Source organism: Neobacillus phoenicis (genome assembly GCF_047302305.1).
Lineage (GTDB): Bacteria > Bacillota > Bacilli > Bacillales > Cytobacillaceae > Neobacillus.
The window spans coordinates 4206952-4227446 of sequence record NZ_CP154847.1 but is presented as its reverse complement, the minus strand read 5'-3'; the positions used below and the strand labels follow the sequence as shown (position 1 = coordinate 4227446).

The 20495-nt window shown below is 38.0% G+C and carries 18 protein-coding genes and 1 pseudogene; all 19 read left to right on the top strand.

Going from position 1 to position 20495, the window contains the following annotated elements; all coding sequences use genetic code 11:
• Positions 1 to 18: 18 nt before the first annotated feature.
• Complete coding sequence (locus AA0X95_RS21645) at positions 19 to 921, top strand: 2-dehydropantoate 2-reductase (RefSeq protein ID WP_413301475.1); 903 nt, start codon at positions 19 to 21, stop codon at positions 919 to 921.
• Entirely contained in the window at positions 918 to 1313 is a 396-nt protein-coding gene (locus AA0X95_RS21640; protein WP_413301473.1) for a DUF3397 domain-containing protein, read from the top strand. The genes AA0X95_RS21645 and AA0X95_RS21640 overlap by 4 nt, the downstream gene beginning before the upstream one ends.
• Before the next feature lie 86 nt (positions 1314 to 1399).
• Positions 1400 to 3034 (top strand): bacillithiol biosynthesis cysteine-adding enzyme BshC, encoded by a 1635-nt coding sequence (gene bshC, locus AA0X95_RS21635; protein WP_413301471.1) that lies wholly within the window; start codon positions 1400 to 1402, stop codon positions 3032 to 3034.
• Positions 3035 to 3190: 156 nt separating this feature from the next.
• Positions 3191 to 3622 (top strand): division/cell wall cluster transcriptional repressor MraZ, encoded by a 432-nt coding sequence (mraZ, locus tag AA0X95_RS21630; RefSeq protein WP_307289041.1) that lies wholly within the window; start codon positions 3191 to 3193, stop codon positions 3620 to 3622.
• A gap of 64 nt (positions 3623 to 3686) precedes the next feature.
• Positions 3687 to 4619 (top strand): 16S rRNA (cytosine(1402)-N(4))-methyltransferase RsmH, encoded by a 933-nt coding sequence (gene rsmH / locus AA0X95_RS21625; RefSeq protein ID WP_413301468.1) that lies wholly within the window; start codon positions 3687 to 3689, stop codon positions 4617 to 4619.
• A gap of 59 nt (positions 4620 to 4678) precedes the next feature.
• Positions 4679 to 5044: a cell division protein FtsL gene (gene ftsL / locus AA0X95_RS21620; RefSeq protein ID WP_413301466.1), complete on the top strand. Its 366-nt coding sequence runs from the start codon at positions 4679 to 4681 to the stop codon at positions 5042 to 5044.
• Positions 5041 to 7287, top strand: a complete 2247-nt coding sequence (locus tag AA0X95_RS21615; RefSeq protein ID WP_413301464.1) for a penicillin-binding protein — start codon at positions 5041 to 5043, stop codon at positions 7285 to 7287. The genes ftsL and AA0X95_RS21615 overlap by 4 nt, the downstream gene beginning before the upstream one ends.
• 132 nt (positions 7288 to 7419) lie before the next feature.
• Complete coding sequence (locus AA0X95_RS21610) at positions 7420 to 9339, top strand: stage V sporulation protein D (RefSeq protein ID WP_413301462.1); 1920 nt, start codon at positions 7420 to 7422, stop codon at positions 9337 to 9339.
• 346 nt (positions 9340 to 9685) lie between these two features.
• Positions 9686 to 11146: a UDP-N-acetylmuramoyl-L-alanyl-D-glutamate--2,6-diaminopimelate ligase gene (locus AA0X95_RS21605; protein WP_413301460.1), complete on the top strand. Its 1461-nt coding sequence runs from the start codon at positions 9686 to 9688 to the stop codon at positions 11144 to 11146.
• Positions 11147 to 11148: 2 nt separating this feature from the next.
• Positions 11149 to 11598: a hypothetical protein gene (locus AA0X95_RS21600; RefSeq protein ID WP_413301458.1), complete on the top strand. Its 450-nt coding sequence runs from the start codon at positions 11149 to 11151 to the stop codon at positions 11596 to 11598.
• Position 11599: 1 nt separating this feature from the next.
• The gene (mraY, locus tag AA0X95_RS21595; RefSeq protein ID WP_308080260.1) at positions 11600 to 12577 is read left to right on the top strand and encodes a phospho-N-acetylmuramoyl-pentapeptide-transferase; all 978 of its coding nucleotides are present in this window, start codon (positions 11600 to 11602) and stop codon (positions 12575 to 12577) included.
• Positions 12578 to 13930, top strand: a complete 1353-nt coding sequence (gene murD / locus AA0X95_RS21590) for a UDP-N-acetylmuramoyl-L-alanine--D-glutamate ligase (RefSeq protein ID WP_413301456.1) — start codon at positions 12578 to 12580, stop codon at positions 13928 to 13930.
• A gap of 73 nt (positions 13931 to 14003) precedes the next feature.
• Entirely contained in the window at positions 14004 to 15104 is a 1101-nt protein-coding gene (gene spoVE, locus AA0X95_RS21585) for a stage V sporulation protein E (RefSeq protein WP_413301454.1), read from the top strand.
• Between the two features lie 317 nt (positions 15105 to 15421).
• Positions 15422 to 16525 (top strand): undecaprenyldiphospho-muramoylpentapeptide beta-N-acetylglucosaminyltransferase, encoded by a 1104-nt coding sequence (gene murG / locus AA0X95_RS21580; RefSeq protein ID WP_413301452.1) that lies wholly within the window; start codon positions 15422 to 15424, stop codon positions 16523 to 16525.
• Positions 16526 to 16585: 60 nt separating this feature from the next.
• Positions 16586 to 17494: a UDP-N-acetylmuramate dehydrogenase gene (murB, locus tag AA0X95_RS21575; protein ID WP_413301450.1), complete on the top strand. Its 909-nt coding sequence runs from the start codon at positions 16586 to 16588 to the stop codon at positions 17492 to 17494.
• Positions 17495 to 17858: 364 nt separating this feature from the next.
• Positions 17859 to 18638, top strand: coding sequence for a cell division protein FtsQ/DivIB (locus AA0X95_RS21570; protein ID WP_413301448.1), 780 nt, complete (start codon positions 17859 to 17861; stop codon positions 18636 to 18638).
• A complete protein-coding gene (locus AA0X95_RS21565; protein WP_413301446.1) occupies positions 18625 to 19335 on the top strand; it encodes a DUF881 domain-containing protein in 711 nt (236 codons plus the stop codon). Before AA0X95_RS21570 ends, AA0X95_RS21565 begins: the two co-directional genes overlap by 14 nt.
• A gap of 56 nt (positions 19336 to 19391) precedes the next feature.
• Entirely contained in the window at positions 19392 to 20123 is a 732-nt protein-coding gene (locus AA0X95_RS21560) for a DUF881 domain-containing protein (RefSeq protein ID WP_413301444.1), read from the top strand.
• Positions 20123 to 20487: pseudogene (locus tag AA0X95_RS21555) on the top strand (small basic family protein); the annotation flags it as partial. The gene AA0X95_RS21560 and the pseudogene AA0X95_RS21555, both read left to right, overlap by 1 nt.
• Positions 20488 to 20495: the final 8 nt, after the last annotated feature.

Sequence of the window (20495 nt, the reverse complement as noted above, 5' to 3'; positions counted from 1 at the left end):
ACTAAATGAGGGGATACCATGAAGGTTGGCGTAATAGGGGCTGGGTCGATTGGATTATTATTTGCTTCCTATATTAGTAAAATTTTTGAAGTAACAATTTATACAAGAACGGAAGATCAAGCGTATCAAATAAATGAAAACGGGATCTTGTTGCGGAAAAAAGCAATAATAAAACAGTCATCAGTCAAGGCTCTTCCTATATCATCTTGGAAGGGAATAGAGGATTTTACCATAGTAACCGTCAAACAATATCAACTTTCTACTGTTTTAGAGCAAATCAAACACTTATCAAAGCGTCCTAAGAACCTCTTATTCTTACAAAACGGCATGGGGCACTTAAAGCTGTTAGAAGAGATTAAGGGGATCAATCTGTTTGTTGGTACAGTAGAACATGGGGCGTTGAAGGAAAATGCTTATACTGTCAGCCATAATGGTGAAGGGGCAACAAATGTAGCAATTTTTAGAGGGGATTTCTCCTGCTTACAAAATTTTGCTACTAAAGTACCAGCTGATTTTCCAATCCATGTGCAAGAAGATTATTATTTAATGCTAAGGAATAAATTAATTGTGAATGCGGTTATCAATCCATTGACCTCTATTTTTCAGGTGAAAAATGGGGAACTCATTCAGAATAAATACTTTTTTCGCGTTTTAACAAGCCTTTTTGGTGAAATATCCTTCATTTTGAACTTAGACCACCCAGAGGAGCACCTTCGACAAGTGATGGGTATCTGTAAGAAAACTGCCGAGAATCGTTCCTCTATGTTAAAAGATATCGAGGCGAATCGGCTGACAGAAGTAGATGCCATTCTTGGTTTTATCCTTGAGGAGGCAGACAAGCAAGAAAAACAGGCTCCTCTATTAGAGATCGTCTATTATTGTATAAAGGGAAAAGAACCAGCAAAGGGGGGAGAATTATGAGTAGTATTCTGTCTTCCTTGTTAACATTTCTTTTTGCTTTACCAATTTTGGGCTCAATATTGGTCTTTTTATTTGTAAAAGTAATAACAAAAGATTCAAAGAAATCCCTTCATATTGCACTAGATTACACCACTATTTTATATATTATTTCTGTCCACTTTTTAATTGTTACGATTTGGGAAATATCATTGTTTTGGTTAATAATACTAATAATGATAGTAATAGCGATGATGTTTGTTGTTGTTCATTGGAAAGTTAAGGAAGAAATCATTCTTCAAAAGGTTATGAAAGGCTTTTGGCGATTTAATTTTATGCTGTTTTTTCTAGTGTACATTGCCCTCACTTTTTATGGCTTAATTTCAAGTGTTGTCACTTTTAGCTTTTCAACATAAAAATGAGCGGATGGTTTTTTCAAATAGGGCAGGTAGTGATATACTCGTTTAGAATGAATATCAGTGATCAGAAAGGGAGTACATAAATGGAGATTTTAAATCTCTCTTTACCAGCAACGAATCGGTTTGCTTCTAATTATTTGGAACAATCTGCTGATATCCAGCCTTTTTTTCACTATCGGTACAATGATGTAGAAGAAGATAAGAAAAGAATGGCGGAATTAGGCGGTAGAATATTTCCTCGCAGCGAGGTAGCTGGACACATAGAAGCCTTCATGGAACGCTTTCCAACTTCAGAGGCTGTAAAGAAATCAATTGAAAAATTAAGACAAAATGATAGCGTCGTTGTCATTGGCGGCCAACAGGCTGGAATTCTAACGGGACCGCTTTATTCCATCCATAAGGTCATCTCCATTATTAAGTTAGCAGAACAAAAAGAAAGACAACTAGGTGTTCCTGTGGTACCTGTTTTTTGGATTGCTGGGGAAGACCATGATTTTCAAGAAGTAAATCATGTTTTTGTGCCGATTAACCAGAAAGTAGATAAATGGACCTACCCTGAAAGAGTACTACAAAAGAAAATGGTGTCAGACATAGAACTAAATAAAGACGCATGTTTATCATGGGTACAAAATATCATTGAAAATTTTGGTGAAACAGAACATACTAATACACTTTTACAATTTGCTGAAGAACAAATTAGCAGGTCTGAGAACTTCGTTGATTTTTTTGCAAATATTATTATGGCATTGTTCAAGGATTATGGATTGTTGATTGTTGATTCAGGAAATAAAGATTTTCGTTCAATACAGAGGGATTTCTTTACTCAGCAAATCGAAAATCATGAAAACATTACGTTTTCGGTCCTAGAGCAACAAAAGCAAATTGGAAATAAAGGCTACCCGATTACTATTGATATTAGTGACCAAGCGGCAAACCTATTTTTTTATGACCAAAAACAAAATGAGCGTATCCTTCTAGAATATAATCGGGAATTAAACCGTTTTGTGGGGAAAAGTGGAACAGCTTCTTTTTCAAAAGAAGAATTAATGGAGCTTGTGAACAAAAAACCGGAACAATTAAGCAATAATGTGGTGACTCGTCCCCTTATGCAAGAATGGCTATTTCCAACCTTAGCATTTATTGCAGGACCAGGGGAAATTTCCTACTGGGCAGAGCTAAAACTTGTATTTGAGCATTTCCGTATTAAAATGCCGCCAATTGTCCCACGCTTAAATATTACGTTCCTCGATCGGTCTGTTGAAACAGATATTTCTGATTTAAGATTAAATATAACAAATGTTTTATCTAAAGGAACAGAACAAGAAAAGGAAAGCTTTCTTTCAACTATTAAGGATGTAGAGTTAGAAGAGATGTTTTCAAAGGCAAAAGCTGATTTAATGGAGCAGTATCAGCTTATTGAAGCAAAAACAGAAGAACTTGACCGGGGACTTCTTCCGATGCTAAAGAAAAATGAAGCGTACTTACTGAAAGAAATTAACTTTATGCAATCAAGACTTGAAGATTCGGTTAAGTTTAGACATAATGTGATATTGAATAAATATGCTCGAGTGGACCTAGCATTAAGGCCAGATGGTTTTCCACAAGAACGTGTATGGAATGTATTTTATTATTTGAATGAATATGGATTGACATTTATTAAAGATATCATGACAGAGGCATTTGAATTTGATGGAAGACATAAGGTTGTGAAATTATAGAAAAACTTCACTATCGTGGTGAAGTTTTTCTTTTTTTTGCAAAAAATAAACTGGATAAAAAAGGATTTCGTAGAAATAGGGGCGAATAGATAAAAAATAGGTGGTGAAAAGTGGGGGAATGTGGTACATTTTTTATAGAAAGTGGGGGTAATGGGTATGTTCATGGGTGAATACCATCACAGCATTGATAATAAAGGCCGATTGATTGTGCCCTCCAAATTCCGAGATGAACTTGGCGACATGTTTATCATTACTCGTGGATTGGATCAATGTTTATTTGGTTACCCAGTATCAGAGTGGGGGCTTATTGAAGAGAAATTAAAAGGCTTACCTCTGACAAAAAAGGATGCCCGTGCTTTTACTCGTTTCTTCTTTTCAGGAGCAACAGAGAGTGAACTTGATAAGCAAGGAAGAATAAATATTCCTACACCACTTTTGCAATATGCAAAGCTAGAAAAAGAATGCGTAATTTTGGGTGTTTCCAATCGAATCGAAATTTGGAGTAAACAGATTTGGGAAGACTATTTTACACAGTCAGAAGAATCTTTTGCGGAAATTGCAGAAAATATGATTGGCTTTGATATATAATGGATAAGTTATATTAATATATTTTCTGTTAGATTTCGCTTGATTGGAAAAGGTGGTACGAAAAATGTTTGAACATACAACTGTGTTATTAAAAGAAGCTGTTGACGGACTAAATATTAAGTCGGATGGTATTTATGTTGATTGTACTTTAGGCGGGGCTGGACATAGTTCGCTCATACTCTCAAGACTTGGCGACAATGGTAAACTGTTTGCATTTGACCAGGACGATACAGCAATTGCACATGCTAAAGAAAAATTATCTGAATACGGTAATCGATTAGAGATTGTTAAAAGCAATTTCTTGTACTTAAAAGAGGAACTTGAAAGTCGGGGGATTCATAAAGTTGATGGGGTACTTTATGACCTAGGGGTTTCGTCGCCGCAATTGGACACGCCTGAACGAGGTTTTAGTTACCATCATGATGCCCCCTTGGATATGAGAATGGACAATGAAGCAGATATTTCTGCATATGATGTCATCAACCATTGGGCATATGAAGATTTAGTTCGAATCTTTTTCCGCTATGGTGAGGAGAAATTCTCAAAACAAATTGCTCGTAAAATTGAAGCAGCGAGACAAGTAAAACCGATTGAAACAACTTTTGAATTAGTTGAATTAATTAAGGAAGGTATCCCTGCACCGGCAAGAAGAAAAGGGGGACATCCTGCAAAAAGGATTTTTCAAGCAGTCCGAATTGCTGTTAATGATGAATTAGCAGTTTTTGAACAATCGTTAAATCAAGCCATTGATTTGTTAAACCCTGAGGGAAGAATTAGTGTAATTACCTTCCACTCACTAGAGGATAGAATTTGTAAGGCAGCATTTAAGAAGGCTAGTGAAACACCTAATTTGCCTCCAGGTTTACCAATCATTCCAGATGAGTATAAACCAATCTTAAAGCTAGTGTCACGTAAACCAATTCTTCCGTCGGAGGAAGAGCTAGAACAAAATAATAGAGCCCGTTCTGCAAAGCTTAGAATCGCAGAAAAACTTTAAAAATAGGACAGGCAAAACAGCGCGTAAGCTGGAAATAAGAAAATCTGGAGGGGAAAAGATTGAGTAATCTTGCCAGGAAGTATCAACAACAACAACAAGAACAAGTTGAACAAAACAGCAAAAGTATTGGTGAAATAAAAATAAAAAAATCCTGGCTCACTCCAGGGGAAAAAATCATTGGAGTCGCATTTGCTGGATTGGTTTGTTTCGGTGCTATTCATCTAATATCTACCCAATCTAATATTTATGAGGTCAATAAAGATCTTCAGAATGTGGAAGCAAAAGTGAAGGAACAACAGAAGGTTAACAGCGACTTGCAGGTTCAGGTTAGTGAACTTAGTGCATATGACCGAATTTATGAAAAGGCAAAGAAAATGGGACTTGTGCTAAACGAAAATAACGTCAAGGTTGTGCAGGAGAAATGAGCAAGAAACAGCCCTATATGAATGCTGGAGCAGCGATATTGTTTGTAATATTCGGTCTGCTCTTTTTTGTATTACTTTTTAGATATTACTCAATCCAAATTACCGGAGAAGTAGGGGGACAGCCTCTTGCTGCAAAGGCACAGCAGAAGTATAACAGGGAAGGGACACTGGCAGCAGCTAGGGGAGAAATCTTTGATCGGAATGGTGAGGTAATCGCCGAGGATACAGCAGCGTATACATTAATCGCTATTGTTGATAAAAAAATGACGACAAACCCTAAAAAGCCTCAACATGTTAAAGATCCGCAGAAAACGGCAAAAGAACTTGCTAAATATATTCAAATGGATGAAACCGAAATTTATAGTATCCTAACAAAGGGAATTTCCAAAGGAAGATTTCAAGTAGAGTTTGGTAAGGCTGGAAAAGATATAACGCATCAAACGAAGAAAGAAATTGAAGCCTTAGAACTCCCAGGTATTACTTTTATCCGTGATTCCAAGCGGTTTTATCCAAATGGAATGTTCGCTTCACACGTAGTCGGTTATGCTGACCGTGTTGAACAAAAGGATCAAACCTATAAATCAATAGGAAAAATGGGAATTGAGAAATCATTAAACACGGAATTAACCGGAGTCGATGGTAAGATTAATTATGAGAGTGATCTATGGGGGTATCTACTCCCTAATGGAAAAGAAAAAATCACACCAGCACAGAATGGAAATGATGTGTATTTAACGATTGATAAGAAAATTCAAACCTTTTTAGAAGATGCAATGAATAAAGTGGCAAAGGAATATAAGCCTAAAAAAATCATTGCCATTGTTGCAGATCCAAAAACAGGAGAAATTTTAGCTATGGGTCAGCGTCCTTCCTTTTATCCTAAAACTAAAGAAGGGATAGATAAAAGCTGGCATAATGAAGCGGTAGAAACATCATTTGAACCAGGTTCTACTATGAAAATTTTCACATTAGCAGCAGCAGTGCAAGAAAATGTGTTTAATCCAAATGAATACTACCAATCAGGGTCATATAAAGTGACAAATAAGGATAAAGCGATTCATGACCATAATGGCTCAGGATGGGGAAGCATTTCATACTTAGAGGGAGTTCAGCGTTCTTCTAACGTTGCCTTCGCAAAAATAGCAAAAGAGAAATTGGGCTTTGAAAGATTCAGAGAATACTTAACTAAATTTGGATTTAATAAACCAACGGGAATTGAACTACCAGATGAAACCTCTGGTAAAATCCAATTTACCTATCCGATTGAAAAAATTACGACTGCATATGGACAAGGAACGGCGATTACACCGATTCAACAAATTCAAGCAGCCACAGCCATTGCTAATGGTGGAAAGATGCTAAAACCTCATGTGGTTGAAAAAATTGTCAATCATGATACAGGTGAAACCATTAAAGAGTCTTCCCCGGAGGTGGTATCCACCCCAATTTCTGCTGAAACAGCTAGTAAGGTAAGAGATATACTTGAAACAGTTGTTACCTCACCTAAAGGGACAGGTGGTCGTTACAAAATCGAGGGTTATAGTGTTGCAGGTAAAACTGGGACGGCCAATATTCCAGGACCTAATGGTAAATATCTAAGAGGGGTAAACAGTTATATGTTTTCCTTCTTAGGGATGGCACCAAAGGACGATCCTAAATTAATCGTTTATGTAGCTGTGCAAGAGCCAGTATTGGAAGGGTTGGAAGCAGGACAAGGTGCAATTCCTGTATCTGGCGTTTTTAATCCTGTTATGCAAAATAGCCTCCACTATTTAAATATTCAGCCTTCTGTTCTTGAAAAGGCAGCGATTAATAAAATGGCAAACTTAAAAGGACACTCTGTTATGGAAACCGTTAAGGATTTAAAGGAAAAAGGTTTTGAAACAGTTGTGCTGGGAAATGGAACAGAAATAACTGGACAACTTCCTAAGGCAGGGACAACTATATTAGAAGGGGAAAAGGTAATCCTCCAAACAAATGGAGAGCTAACCGTACCAGATATGACTGGTTGGTCCATAAGAGATGTGATGAAGGTGGCGAACCTTGCTGGACTTAAGCTCAATTCAAAAGGAAAAGGGTATGTGGCCCAGCAAAATATTAAACCAAAATCACCTCTTAAAGAGGGAGATTTTCTCATAGTCGATTTAAAAACCCCTGAAGAACAGTGGAATGAGGAAAAAGAAGCATCAACTGATAAGAACAAGGATCAAACTGAAAAACAGGAAGAAAAGGTAAAAGATTGATAAGAAGAGGTCGGCTGGAAAGTCGACCTCTTTTTTCTGTGCTTTTTCACAAAGGGCTCGTTCTATTGAAAAAAGTACAAGCATATAAATGAACGATAATGGAATGCATGAAAGAGGAGGATCGTTCATACTATGCGTGTTTCAAATGTTACTGTCCGTAAGAGACTAATGATTGCACTATTCGTTGGATTTCTGACCTTCTTAATTATTGATGTTAGACTTGGATATGTACAATTTGTTCTAGGGGATATGTTAACCGATCGAGCAAAGGGATCCTGGAGTCGGAATATTCCTTTTGAACCAGAGCGGGGGCAAATTGTCGACCGGAATGGAATCCCGTTAGCAACAAATATTAGCGCACCAACTGTTTATGTAATCCCGCGGCAGATTAAGGACCCTGCGACAACTGCTGAAAAACTGGCATCCGTATTAGATATGTCGAAAGAAAATGCTTATCGTGAAATTACTAAACGTGCATCATCTGTTCGGATTAAAGAAGGCAGAAAAATCTCACATGAAAAGGCAAAAGAAATTAGAGCTCTGGGACTTGAAGGAGTTTATATAGGTGAAGATTCAAAGCGCCATTATCCGAATGGAAGTTACCTATCACATGTTCTTGGTTTTACAGGGGTGGATAACCAAGGATTGATGGGACTTGAGCAGTACTATGATAAAGAGTTAAATGGTGAACGGGGTGCGGTTAAATTCTATGCGAATGCTAAAGGTGAGCGCATGAATAGCATGGCCGATGATTATGAGAAACCAGTCAATGGTCTTGATCTAAAGCTGACAGTTGATTCAAAAATACAAACCATCGTGGAAAGAGAGCTAGATATTGCAGAGGCGAAATACAATCCAGACGGGTTAGTAGCTATTGCCATGAATCCTAATAATGGTGAAATACTAGCTATGTCGAGCAGACCGACTTTCGATCCAGCTAACTTCCGAAATGTACCTCAGGAAGTATATAACAGGAACCTCCCTGTCTGGTCTACTTACGAACCAGGTTCCACATTTAAAATTATTACACTTGCAGCAGCTTTGAATGAAGGGAAGGTTAACCTGGAAAAGGAACATTTTCATGATTCAGGTTCTGTTCAAGTGGCAGGTGCAAGGTTAAAATGCTGGAAAAGGGGTGGACATGGCGACCAATCCTTTTTAGAAGTAGTACAAAACTCATGTAACCCTGGATTTGTAGAATTAGGTGAGCGTTTAGGCAAAGATAAACTTTTTAAATATATAAAGGATTTTGGCTTCGGTCAGAAGACTGGAATTGATTTACAAGGAGAAGGAACAGGAATTCTATTCAATCTAAATCGGGTTGGTCCAGTTGAACAAGCTACTACTGCATTTGGACAAGGTGTATCTGTTACTCCAATTCAACAGGTAACTGCGGTATCTGCTGCCATTAATGGAGGTATATTATACAAACCTTATATTGCAAAAGAATTAATTGATCCTGTTACGAAAGAAGTGGTAATGAGGAATACTCCTGTTGAAAAGAGAAGAGTTATAACCGAGGAAACATCTAAAGAAATCCGTCATGCCCTTGAGAGTGTGGTTGCACAGGGAACTGGAGGAAAGGCGTTTGTGGAAGGCTACCGTGTCGGTGGTAAGACGGGAACCGCCCAAAAGGCTCAAAACGGAAGATACTTGGAAAATAACTTCATTGTTTCCTTTATGGGTTTTGCACCAGCGGATGATCCACAAATAGTGGTCTATGTAGCGGTGGATAATCCTAAGGGGGTTACCGCATTTGGTGGTACAGTCAGTGCACCGATTGTAGGTGCAATCATGAAAGATAGTTTAAGTGCAATGGGAATAGAACCGCGTAAAGAACAAATCGAAAAAGAAATAAAGTGGCCAGATACACCATTATTAACATTACCTGACTTTGTGGGTCTTACAAAAGGAGAACTTCAGGAGCAGATGATTAACCTAAGAATTGATCCTAGCGGAGAAGGGGATGTAGTTGTACGACAATCCCCAAGCCCGGGAACCAAAGTCAAGGAAGGTTCAAAAATAAGACTTTACTTTGGTAAAGGGGACTAAGAAAAGCGGAAGCGCCTTGATCAGCCCCGACAGGCAAATGTTCTTCTGCAAGAAAAGTCCGCCTTTTGACTTTTATTGCAGAAGGTTATTTGACCCGAGGGGCTAGGCGCTGGAGCTGGACAGTTCTCGAAGTCGATATTATACTTTCTTATCATGTGAAAATAAGTAAAAAGTCATCTTTTTGGGCGGTCGGAGTCTATTCCGCCGCCTATTTTTTTTAAAACCTACATAACAAATAGCAAAATAAAATAATTTAATGTAAAATAAGATGGAACTTTCGCTAGTAGTCTCACTGAGGTAAATACTGGCAATATGTATGTACTGTCATGAGAGGATTTGAGGTAAAATGAAACTACAAGAGCTGCTAAAGTCTTTGCACCCAATTGTTCCTTTTAAGGGGGATAACCCTGAAATTACATCGATTGAGAATGACAACCGCAAGGTGCAAAAAGGGAGCTTATTTATTTGTATTAAAGGTTACACTGTGGATGGCCATGATTTCGCTGAATCCGCTGTAAAAAATGGTGCGGTTGCCGTTTTAGCTGAACACCCATTAGCAATAGATGTACCGGTAATTCTTGTAAAGGATACTACAAGGTCAATGGCTGTACTTGCAGATGCCTTTTATGAACAGCCATCGAAAAAGCTACATTTAATTGGAATCACAGGTACAAATGGAAAAACCACTACCAGTCATTTGATTGAAAAAATATTTGCTGATGCAGGTAAGAAAACAGGAATCATAGGTACAATGTATACGAAAATTGCTGAACAGATACTGGAAACGAAAAACACCACACCAGAAAGTTTGACGCTACAAAAAACGTTTAACCAAATGGTTGAGGCAGGTGTCGATTCAGCAATAATGGAAGTATCTTCACATGCACTTGACATGGGAAGAGTCCATGGCTGTGATTATGATATAGCAGTGTTCACAAATCTTTCCCAGGATCACCTTGACTATCATAAAACGATGGAAGAATACCAGCGTGCTAAAAGCTTATTGTTCGCCCAACTTGGTAATACTTTTAATCATAGTAAGCCTAAATTTGCTATTTTGAATGCCGATGACCCGGCATCGGAAATGTACAAAAGATCAACCGCTGCACATGTTATTACATATGGGATCGACAACCAATGTGACATTCAAGCACAAAACATACAAATGACTCCAAAGGGTACCACATTTAATCTAGTTATAGATGAGTGCAGCTACCCCATTCAAATGCATCTGATTGGAAAATTCAGTGTTTATAACGTTTTAGCAAGTATTGCTTCTGCTCTTGTCTCAGGGATTGAATTAAATAAGGTTATTGAATCCATAGAGGGAGTTAAAGGAGTAGCTGGACGGTTTGAACTGGTTAATGCAGGACAAGATTTTTCTGTAATCGTTGATTACGCCCACACCCCAGATAGCTTAGAAAATGTGTTGAAAACCATTCAGCATTTCGCAAAGAAAAGGATTTTTGTCATTGTCGGCTGTGGGGGGGATCGTGATCGCACGAAACGTCCATTGATGGCTCAAATTGCCTGCCGCTTGGCTACCGACCCTATTCTTACATCGGATAACCCAAGAAGTGAAGACCCGATCGCAATTTTAAAAGAAATGGAAGCGGGTGTACAGGGTGAAAATTACCAGGTTATTCCTGACCGAAAAGAAGCTATATTTACTGCTGTTACCCATGCGACAACCGGAGATGTTATTTTAATTGCAGGTAAAGGACATGAAACCTATCAAATTATTGGTAATGTTGTACATGATTTTGATGATAGGCTGATTGCTCGGGAAGCAATCGAGGGGAGATAGGTATGTATTTAGCTTTAAACGACTTGGTCCATTTGTTTTCTGAAAAACAAGGTGTTCAGGATGATATGTTGTTTTACACTATGTCAGATCAAGCCAGCGTAGCACAGCCTAGAGGCTTATTTGTGCCCGTAAATGAGGAGTCTGGGGAGCTTTCAGAAGCAATTGCTAATGGTGCCATTGCAGCGGTTTGGGAACGCGAAAAGAAACTTCCGCACTATACACCCAATCATTTTCCGATATTTATTACGGATGATTACTATGAGGCAATAGGGAAAATTTTAAATTATTATATAGAAAAACTAGATGGAGAAACAGACAGAATTATGGAAATAACTAACATCAAATTTACAAATAAAAAACTTCTTAATAAAAATAAAGAGTCATATGATATAGCTGTGATGTTAAAAATGATAGCTGATCATTGCGAAGACAATGTAGAAAGGAGGGGATAAAATGAAAGAGCAAGTTATTTTCTTCACAATTGTTATGGGATTTTTAATTTCAGTTTTACTTTCTCCGATTTTTATTCCCTTCTTACGAAGGTTGAAATTTGGACAAAGCATTAGGGAAGAAGGTCCTAAATCACACCAAAAAAAATCCGGTACGCCCACAATGGGTGGTGTCATGATTTTATTTTCTATTATTATTACAACACTAGTAATGATAGGGAAATTTTCTGATCAAATCTCTATTACAACATTTTTATTACTATTTGTTACTTTCGGCTTTGGCCTGCTAGGATTTTTAGATGATTTTATTAAGGTGGTATTAAAACGGAATTTAGGATTGACTTCAAAACAAAAATTATTAGGTCAAATCATTATTTCTGTTGTTTTCTACCTAATATTCAAACATACTGGACAGTCAACTGAAATAAAACTCCCATTCGGTGACTATTCCTTTGATTTAGGTTGGACTTATGTTTTACTCATTATTTTTTGGCTTGTAGGTTTCTCAAATGCAGTGAACCTAACAGATGGACTAGATGGTTTGGTGTCAGGCACCGCGGCTATTGCTTTTGGTGCATTTGCTGTATTAGCTTGGAATCAAAATAATTTTGAAATTGCCGTGTTTTCAGTGGCAGTAGTTGGGGCTGTATTGGGCTTCCTGGTATTTAATGCACATCCAGCTAAGGTATTCATGGGGGACACGGGTTCACTTGCACTTGGTGGTGCCATTGCTGCAATAGCCATCTTGACTAAACTTGAAATTTTGCTAATTATCATCGGGGGCGTCTTTGTAATCGAAACACTCTCGGTCATTCTACAGGTCATCTCGTTTAAAACTACCGGTAAACGGATTTTTCGTATGAGTCCCCTACATCACCATTATGAATTAGTGGGTTGGTCAGAATGGAGAGTAGTTGTTACCTTTTGGAGTGTTGGTTTAATTTTTGCAGTACTCGGAATCTATATAGAGGTGTGGTTGTAATTGAAACAGATTGAATCTTATCGTCATAAAAAAATACTTGTACTTGGTTTGGCAAAAAGCGGTGTAACCGCTGCTGCTCTTCTTCATAAGTTGGGTGCGTTTGTTACAGTAAATGATAAAAAACCACTATCAGAAAATCCTGAGGCACAAGGGTTGTTAGAACAGGGGATTAAAGTGATTTGTGGGGATCATCCGATTGAACTTCTTGATGAAGGATTCGAGCTTATTGTGAAGAACCCTGGTATCCCTTATTACAATCCTATGATTGAAGGTGCAATTGAAAAGGGAATTCCAGTTATTACAGAGGTAGAGCTGGCTTACCAAATTTCAGAAGCACCATTTGTCGGTATCACTGGAACGAATGGAAAAACGACCACAACAACTTTGGTTTATGAAATGTTAAATGTGGGAAATAAAGCACCGTTAATTGCTGGAAATATTGGAACAGTGGCCTCTGGTGTTGCTCAAGCAGCAACCACAGAAAATACCATTGTCATTGAATTATCATCTTTTCAATTAATGGGGATTGAAACGTTTAATCCAAAAATCGCCATCATTACCAACCTTTATGACGCCCATTTAGATTATCATGGGACTAGAAAAGAGTATATTGAAGCAAAGGCGAACATTACAAAAAATCAAACAGAGCTGGAATACCTAATAATAAATGCGGACCAAGAAGACACGATGGAAATTGCCCGTCATTCAAAAGCCAGCATCATCCCTTTTTCCACTAAAAAGAAGCTGACCAACGGAGCATATATAGAAGATGGCTGGATCGTTTTTAATGGTGAAAAGGTAATGGAAATAGAAGAAATTGCATTACCTGGGGTACATAATCTTGAAAACATCTTATCTGCTATGGCAGCAGCTAAACTTTCGGGTGTGGATAATAAGGCTATTCAAGAAGTACTTCGAACGTTTACGGGTGTCAAACATCGTCTGCAATACGTTGGAGAAGTAAGTGGCAGAAAATTTTATAATGATTCAAAAGCAACCAATATATTAGCAACAGTGAATGCACTTGCTGCATTTGATGCACCTGTTATTCTCCTTGCCGGGGGACTCGATCGTGGTAATGAATTTGACGAGCTTCTTCCATATTTAAAAAATGTGAAAGCAATGATTACTTTTGGACAAACGGCACCTAAATTGGAACGTGTCGGTAACGAAGCGGGAATAAAAACAATGAAGCGTGTCGATAATGTTGACAAGGCAGTGCCTGAAGCTTATCGATACTCTGAATCAGGTGATGTTATATTGCTTTCACCAGCATGTGCTAGCTGGGATCAATATAAAACTTTTGAAGTCAGGGGAGACATTTTTATCGAAGCGGTGCATAAGCTTAAGTAAGGGCTTGTACCACTTTTTTAGTCTCACATGTGGTGCTGCTAAGCCCTAAAACTCGTAGTTGAGGTGTATAGTGGTGCCGACAAAGAGAACAACTCCTGATTTTATTTTAATGATTGTAACTTTTACTCTGCTGGCAATAGGGCTAATCATGGTTTACAGCGCAAGTGCGATATGGGCTGAATATAAATTTGACGATTCCTTTTTCTTTGCAAAAAGGCAAACGCTATTTGCCGGGGTTGGAATTGTTGCCATGTTTTTTATCATGAACATTAATTACTGGACGTGGAGAACATGGTCTAAAACCATTTTAATCGTTTGTTTTGTATTATTGGTATTGGTATTAATTCCTGGCATAGGAAATGTACGTAATGGATCTAGAAGCTGGATTGGAGTAGGAGCTTTCTCCATTCAGCCATCTGAATTTATGAAACTAGCGATGATTGCTTTTTTAGCAAAATATTTGTCTGAGCGACAAAAGCTGATTACATCCTTTAAGAAGGGGCTTATCCCTTCTTTAGGCCTTGCATTTGTAGCCTTTGCAATGATTATGCTACAGCCTGATTTAGGGACAGGAACTGTCATGATGGGGACGTGTATTGTAATGATTTTTATTGCAGGGGCACGTATTAGTCATTTTGCTTTCTTGGGGTTATTAGGTGTTGCTGGGTTTGTTGGCTTAATTGCTTCAGCACCTTACAGAATAAAGAGGATTACCTCTTTCTTGGATCCTTGGTCTGATCCTTTAGGAAGCGGATTTCAAATTATTCAATCATTATATGCCATTGGTCCAGGGGGACTATTTGGGCTTGGACTTGGTGAAAGCCGACAAAAGTTTTTTTACTTACCCGAGCCGCAAACTGATTTTATTTTTGCCATCCTTTCAGAGGAATTAGGTTTTATAGGTGGTTCGTTTATTTTATTACTTTTTGCTCTCTTGCTTTGGCGGGGCATACGAATTGCGCTTGGTGCTCCAGACCTGTATGGAAGCTTTCTAGCTGTTGGAATCATCGCGATGGTCGCCATTCAAGTCATGATTAATATTGGGGTTGTAACGGGACTAATGCCAGTCACAGGGATTACATTACCATTTTTAAGCTATGGAGGCTCCTCGTTAACATTAATGTTAATGGCCATTGGTGTTCTCCTAAATATCAGCCGTTATTCAAGATATTGAAAACGATACCCTGTTCAGTGGCAGGGTTCTTTTTATTTTGCTATAAGTAGAACTATATTAAATGGAGCGGAAGGCGCGAAGACTCATGCGGGAAAAGCGTGTCAGGGGAGACCCCGCAGGAGTGAAACGACGAGGAGGCTCCCCGACCGCCCGCGAACCGCTCGCGCCTGGAGCGTAAATCAAAGTTCTAAAAATACCTTGATTTAGGACCTTCTTTACATTTACATAACAATCTTTTATCATTTGCTTTCTTTCTTCAATTTTTATAGTAATATAGGTATGCGATTAGGTGTTAAATAGTTAATGAGGTGGAAAAGATGAGAATAGCAGTAAGCGGTGGAGGGACTGGCGGTCATATTTATCCGGCTCTCGCACTAATAAGAGAAATTCAAAAAGAGAACAAAGACGCAGAGTTTCTATACATAGGCACAACTAATGGCTTAGAAAGTAAAATTGTTCCAAGAGAAAATATAGCATTCCAATCGATTAATATAACTGGTTTTAAACGTAAGTTGACTTTCGAAAATGTAAAAACAGTTTATAGATTCTTAAAAGGTGTGCATGATAGTAAAAAAATTTTAAAAGCATTTAAGCCAGACATTGTAATCGGTACAGGAGGGTACGTATGTGGCCCAGTCGTTTATGCTGCCGCTAAACTTCGTATACCGACGATTATTCACGAACAAAATAGTGTGCCTGGCCTGACAAATAAATTTTTAAGCAGATATGTAAACAAAATTGCAATCTGTTTTGAAGAGGCAAAGGATTATTTTCCTCAGAATAAGATTGCATTTACCGGAAATCCCAGAGCATCAGAGGTGGTAGGTCAGGATGGAATACGAGGTCGACTCTCTGTTGGTCTTAGCACAACAAAGCCTGCTGTATTAGTTTTTGGTGGAAGCCGAGGTGCCCGTCCAATAAATGAAGCGGTAGTTAAAGCCCTGCCTGAGTTTGCGGAAAAAATGTATCAAGTTCTTTATGTAACGGGTGATGTTCATTTTGAGGATGTAAAAAAGGAAGTAGAGTTGGTTGGAAATCCCAAAAATGTGGTGATCAAACCTTTTATTCATAACATGCCAGAGGTTCTTGCAGGTATTGATTTAGTCGTCTCAAGAGCTGGCGCTACAACACTAGCGGAATTAACCTCCCTTGGAATTCCAAGTATTCTTATTCCAAGTCCATATGTCACAAACAATCATCAAGAAAAGAACGCTAGATCCTTAAGTGATCATGGGGCAGCAGAATTATTGTTAGAAAAAGATTTAACAAGTAAAAGTCTTGTAACCCACATTGACCGTATACTATTAGATAATGGAAATTTAACTGAAATGAAAGCAAAAGCAAAAAAAATGGGAGTACCCGATTCAGCAAGCAAGCTGTACTCATTAATGAAAGAGCTTGTGGAGAGGAATCAAAAGTAGCCCAAATTACTTTATTGCATAAACTGAACTATGAGCATCTTGGAAAGTTAGGTGGTAAAAATGAACGAATTAATAAAAGAATTACAGACGCTAAATATAGGGAAGGTGAAGGAGAATGAACTTCTAGCCCACCATACCACTATGAAAATTGGAGGTCCTGCAGACCTTTTTATTGAACCTTCGTCAGTTGAAAATTTAAAAAAGGTAATGTCTGTTATTAATAAGCATGGATTAAGTTGGCGGGCAATTGGTCGTGGGTCCAATCTTCTTGTATCTGATAAAGGTATTGAAGGAGTCGTAATCAAATTAAGCTCTGGACTAGACTTCCTTGAGATCAACGGGACAACAATTACTGTCGGTGGAGGTCATTCGCTTGTAAGTTTAGCAACACTTATCAGTAAAAAAGGTTTAACAGGACTAGAGTTTGCTAGTGGTATACCAGGATCAGTGGGTGGAGCAGTTTATATGAACGCTGGTGCACATGGTTCTGACATTAGTAAGATCCTAACTAGGGCTCATGTATTATTTGAAAATGGTTCTTTGGAGTGGCTTTCAAATGAAGAAATGAAGTTTTCCTACAGAACCTCTGTATTACAGAATGAACGGCCAGGTATTGTGGTTGAGGCTGTATTTGATCTTGCAGCTGGCGATAGGGCAGCCATCGTTGCACAAATGCAGAAAAACAAGGATTATCGAAAAGAAACACAACCATGGAATTTTCCATGTGCTGGTAGTATTTTCCGGAATCCACTCCCTAATTATGCAGGGAAACTTATTGAAACAGCCGGTCTAAAGGGATTTAGCATAGGTGGAGCAAAAGTTTCTGAAATGCACGGTAACTTTATTGTAAATGCAGGGAACGCCAAAGCTGAAGATGTCTTATCCTTAATTCAACATATTAAGGATACGATATTTGACCTCTACGGAGTAAAAATTGAAACAGAGGTTGAAATAGTCGGACGTAAATAATCCTTGTATTTATTGTAAGAAATCTCTTACTAATGACAAATATTGTGTTATAATTACTGATAATATTACAGATGGAAACTAGGAAGAAAATGAATGACGGCATGAGTTTTCGTGCCGTTGTTTCACTTTCTGACATTATAAAGATTGAAAATTCGACTTCGAGAATTGTCCAGCTCCAGCGCCTAGCCCCTCGGGTCAAATCACCTTCTGCAATAAAAGTCAAAGAGCGACTTTTCTTGCAGAAGAACACTTGCCTGTCGGGGCTGACCAAGGCGCTTCCGCTTTTCTATTAGGACATGCTTTATGGTGTAGGGCAACCAGCGAACCCAAGCGCTTAGGCTTTTCATTTTTGGAGGAATTATGAATGGAAAAAGGTAAAATTGTTGCTCTAGAGGATCGTATTCCCAAGTTAAAGGAGCAAAGACGGCGAAAAGCAAACAAAAGGCTGGTGCTCCTCCTATTTTTATTTTTTACAATGATAGTAATTATAGCTTATACACAATCCCCATTAAGTCATGTAAAGTCAATTAGGGTAGAAGGCAATGAAGTTTATACTGACTCAGAAATAATTAGCAAAAGCGGTATCTCTAAGTCTACGAATATATGGAAAGTAAAGAAGAGTGTGGTTTCTTCTAGATTACAGGGCTTATCTGAAATAAAAAAGGCAGATATAAAGATCAAATGGCCAAATACAGTTCAAATTCAAGTAAAAGAACATAAAAGAATAGCGTATCTTAAACAGGATTCAAACTATTTTCCAGTTATGGAAAATGGTAAAATTTTGAAAGATAGGAATGAGGAAAAAATCCCAGTTAATTCTCCAATTCTTTTCGAATTCAAAGAAGGGGCAGCCCTAAACGAAATGGTAAAAGAGTTAGAAAATCTCCCAAGTGAAATTTTAAACTCCATTTCTGAAATTCATTATTCTCCAAAAAAAACAGACCAGTATCACATTTCCTTGTTTATGAATGATGGCTTTGAGGTAAGTGCAACGCTCAGAAGTTTTTCGGAAAAAATGGTACATTATCCATCAATTATTAGCCAACTAGATCCAAATAAAAAAGGGATCATTGATTTAGAAGTAGGCTCGTATTTTAAGGCTTTTGAACCAGAAGTGGAGGAAAAAGAAGTTGAAGAAAATTAAGGTAAGGGGTAAACACGTGATCTTGTCCCTTGTCTGCCTCGTATTGGGGTTTATGATTGCCTTCTCTTATCATTTGACCCAACTGGAGAATCAAAAAGAAAAGCCTAGCTTATCAGACAAGCAATATGAAAAAACTCTTGGATTAAGAAATCAATTGATTGCCCAGGAGGAGACAAATCGCAAGCTTCAAAAGGAACTAAACAAAAAACAGGACAAGGTATTAAAAAACGAGAAGGATCTTGCAAAAGAAGCACAAGTATTTTTAAATCTGGCAGAAGATGCAGAAAAATACAGGATGTACCTCGGTAAAGTCAAGGTAAAAGGAAAAGGTGTAAAGATAACTTTGATGGATGGAGCCTATGATCCGAATGAAGATAATGTGAACAATTATCTTGTTCATGAACACCATGTATTTAAGGTTATTAATGAATTATATATTTCCGGGGCAGCAGCGGTTGCTATTAACGGACAGAGGTTAACAAGTCATTCGTACATTGTTTGCAATGGACCGGTCATTACTGTTGATGGAGTCCCACACCCTGCACCATTTGTCATTACAGCTATAGGGGACCCAGAAGTTTTAACTTCATCATTAAACCTGACAGGGGGAGTAAAAGACCAACTAGTAAATGATAATTTGGTTTTTTCCCTGGAAAAAGAAGATGAAATCGTATTGAACCCAATATTAGGTAGTTAAGTTGAGGGTCAAAGTATGTCCACATAGGGATTAATTTAAAAGGTTAGGTGAAAAAAGTGGACAAGCCGAAGAATTTAAGTTTTACGTTAATTGCTGCAGTGGTTGGGTTTATGATTGCTATTCAATTTCAAACGGTGAAGAAGCCTGAAGAACGTGATACAAGGGATGTTTGGCAGCTTCGTGAGGCATTGCTCAAAGAAAAAGAGCTACAGTCTAACTTATTAAGTGAAATCCGCTCAAATGAAGAAAAACTATCTGCTTATGAATCGAAGCGGAAACAGAGTAAGGAGCAGGCATTACGGGATACGCTACAGGAGCTAAAGACGGAAGCAGGCTTGACTGAGGTTACAGGTCCGGGAATTACCTTACATATTGAGCCGGTTATCGAAGATGTACAGCTAGGAACTACCGTGACAACAACAGTTGTTTCGCCTGAATTACTTAAAAGACTATTGAATGAACTAAATATGTATGAAGCAAAATATGTTTCTATTGATGGTCAGCGAATTATTAATACCACGGTTATTAGGGATATTAATAGGGAAACAAAGATTGATGGCCATACGATTAGGACCCTGCCTGTTGAAGTTAAGGTGGGTGTAGATTCAATGAATAATGCTGAAAAATTATCAAACCAAATGAAGGTGTCAAAGGCTAGAGATGAATTCTTTGCTGAAAGCTTGAGACTCAATGTTTCTTCGCCTAGTCCAAATATTACTGTTCCTGCTTATGAGAATCCAATTAGGATTAAGCATATGGAACCGATAAAGGAAGGAGGCGGTTCCTAATGTGGCTTCCGATAGTGGGACTTGTGATTGGGATCATCCTTGGACTGTTAACAGAAATAAGAATTCCCGAAGAGTATTCAAATTATTTATCAATTGCTGTATTAGCTGCCTTCGACACACTTTTTGGGGGAATACGGGCGTACTTGCAAAATATTTATGATGAAAAGGTGTTTGTATCTGGGTTCTTTTTTAATATATTGCTTGCAGCAAGTTTAGCTTTTCTCGGTGTTCATCTTGGTGTAGACTTGTATTTAGCAGCAGTTTTTGCGTTTGGTGTCAGGTTGTTTCAAAATATCGCCGTCATAAGACGAATATTATTGACAAAATGGTCAACAAACAAAGAAAAAATAGAAAAAAATTGATCTTTTTTAA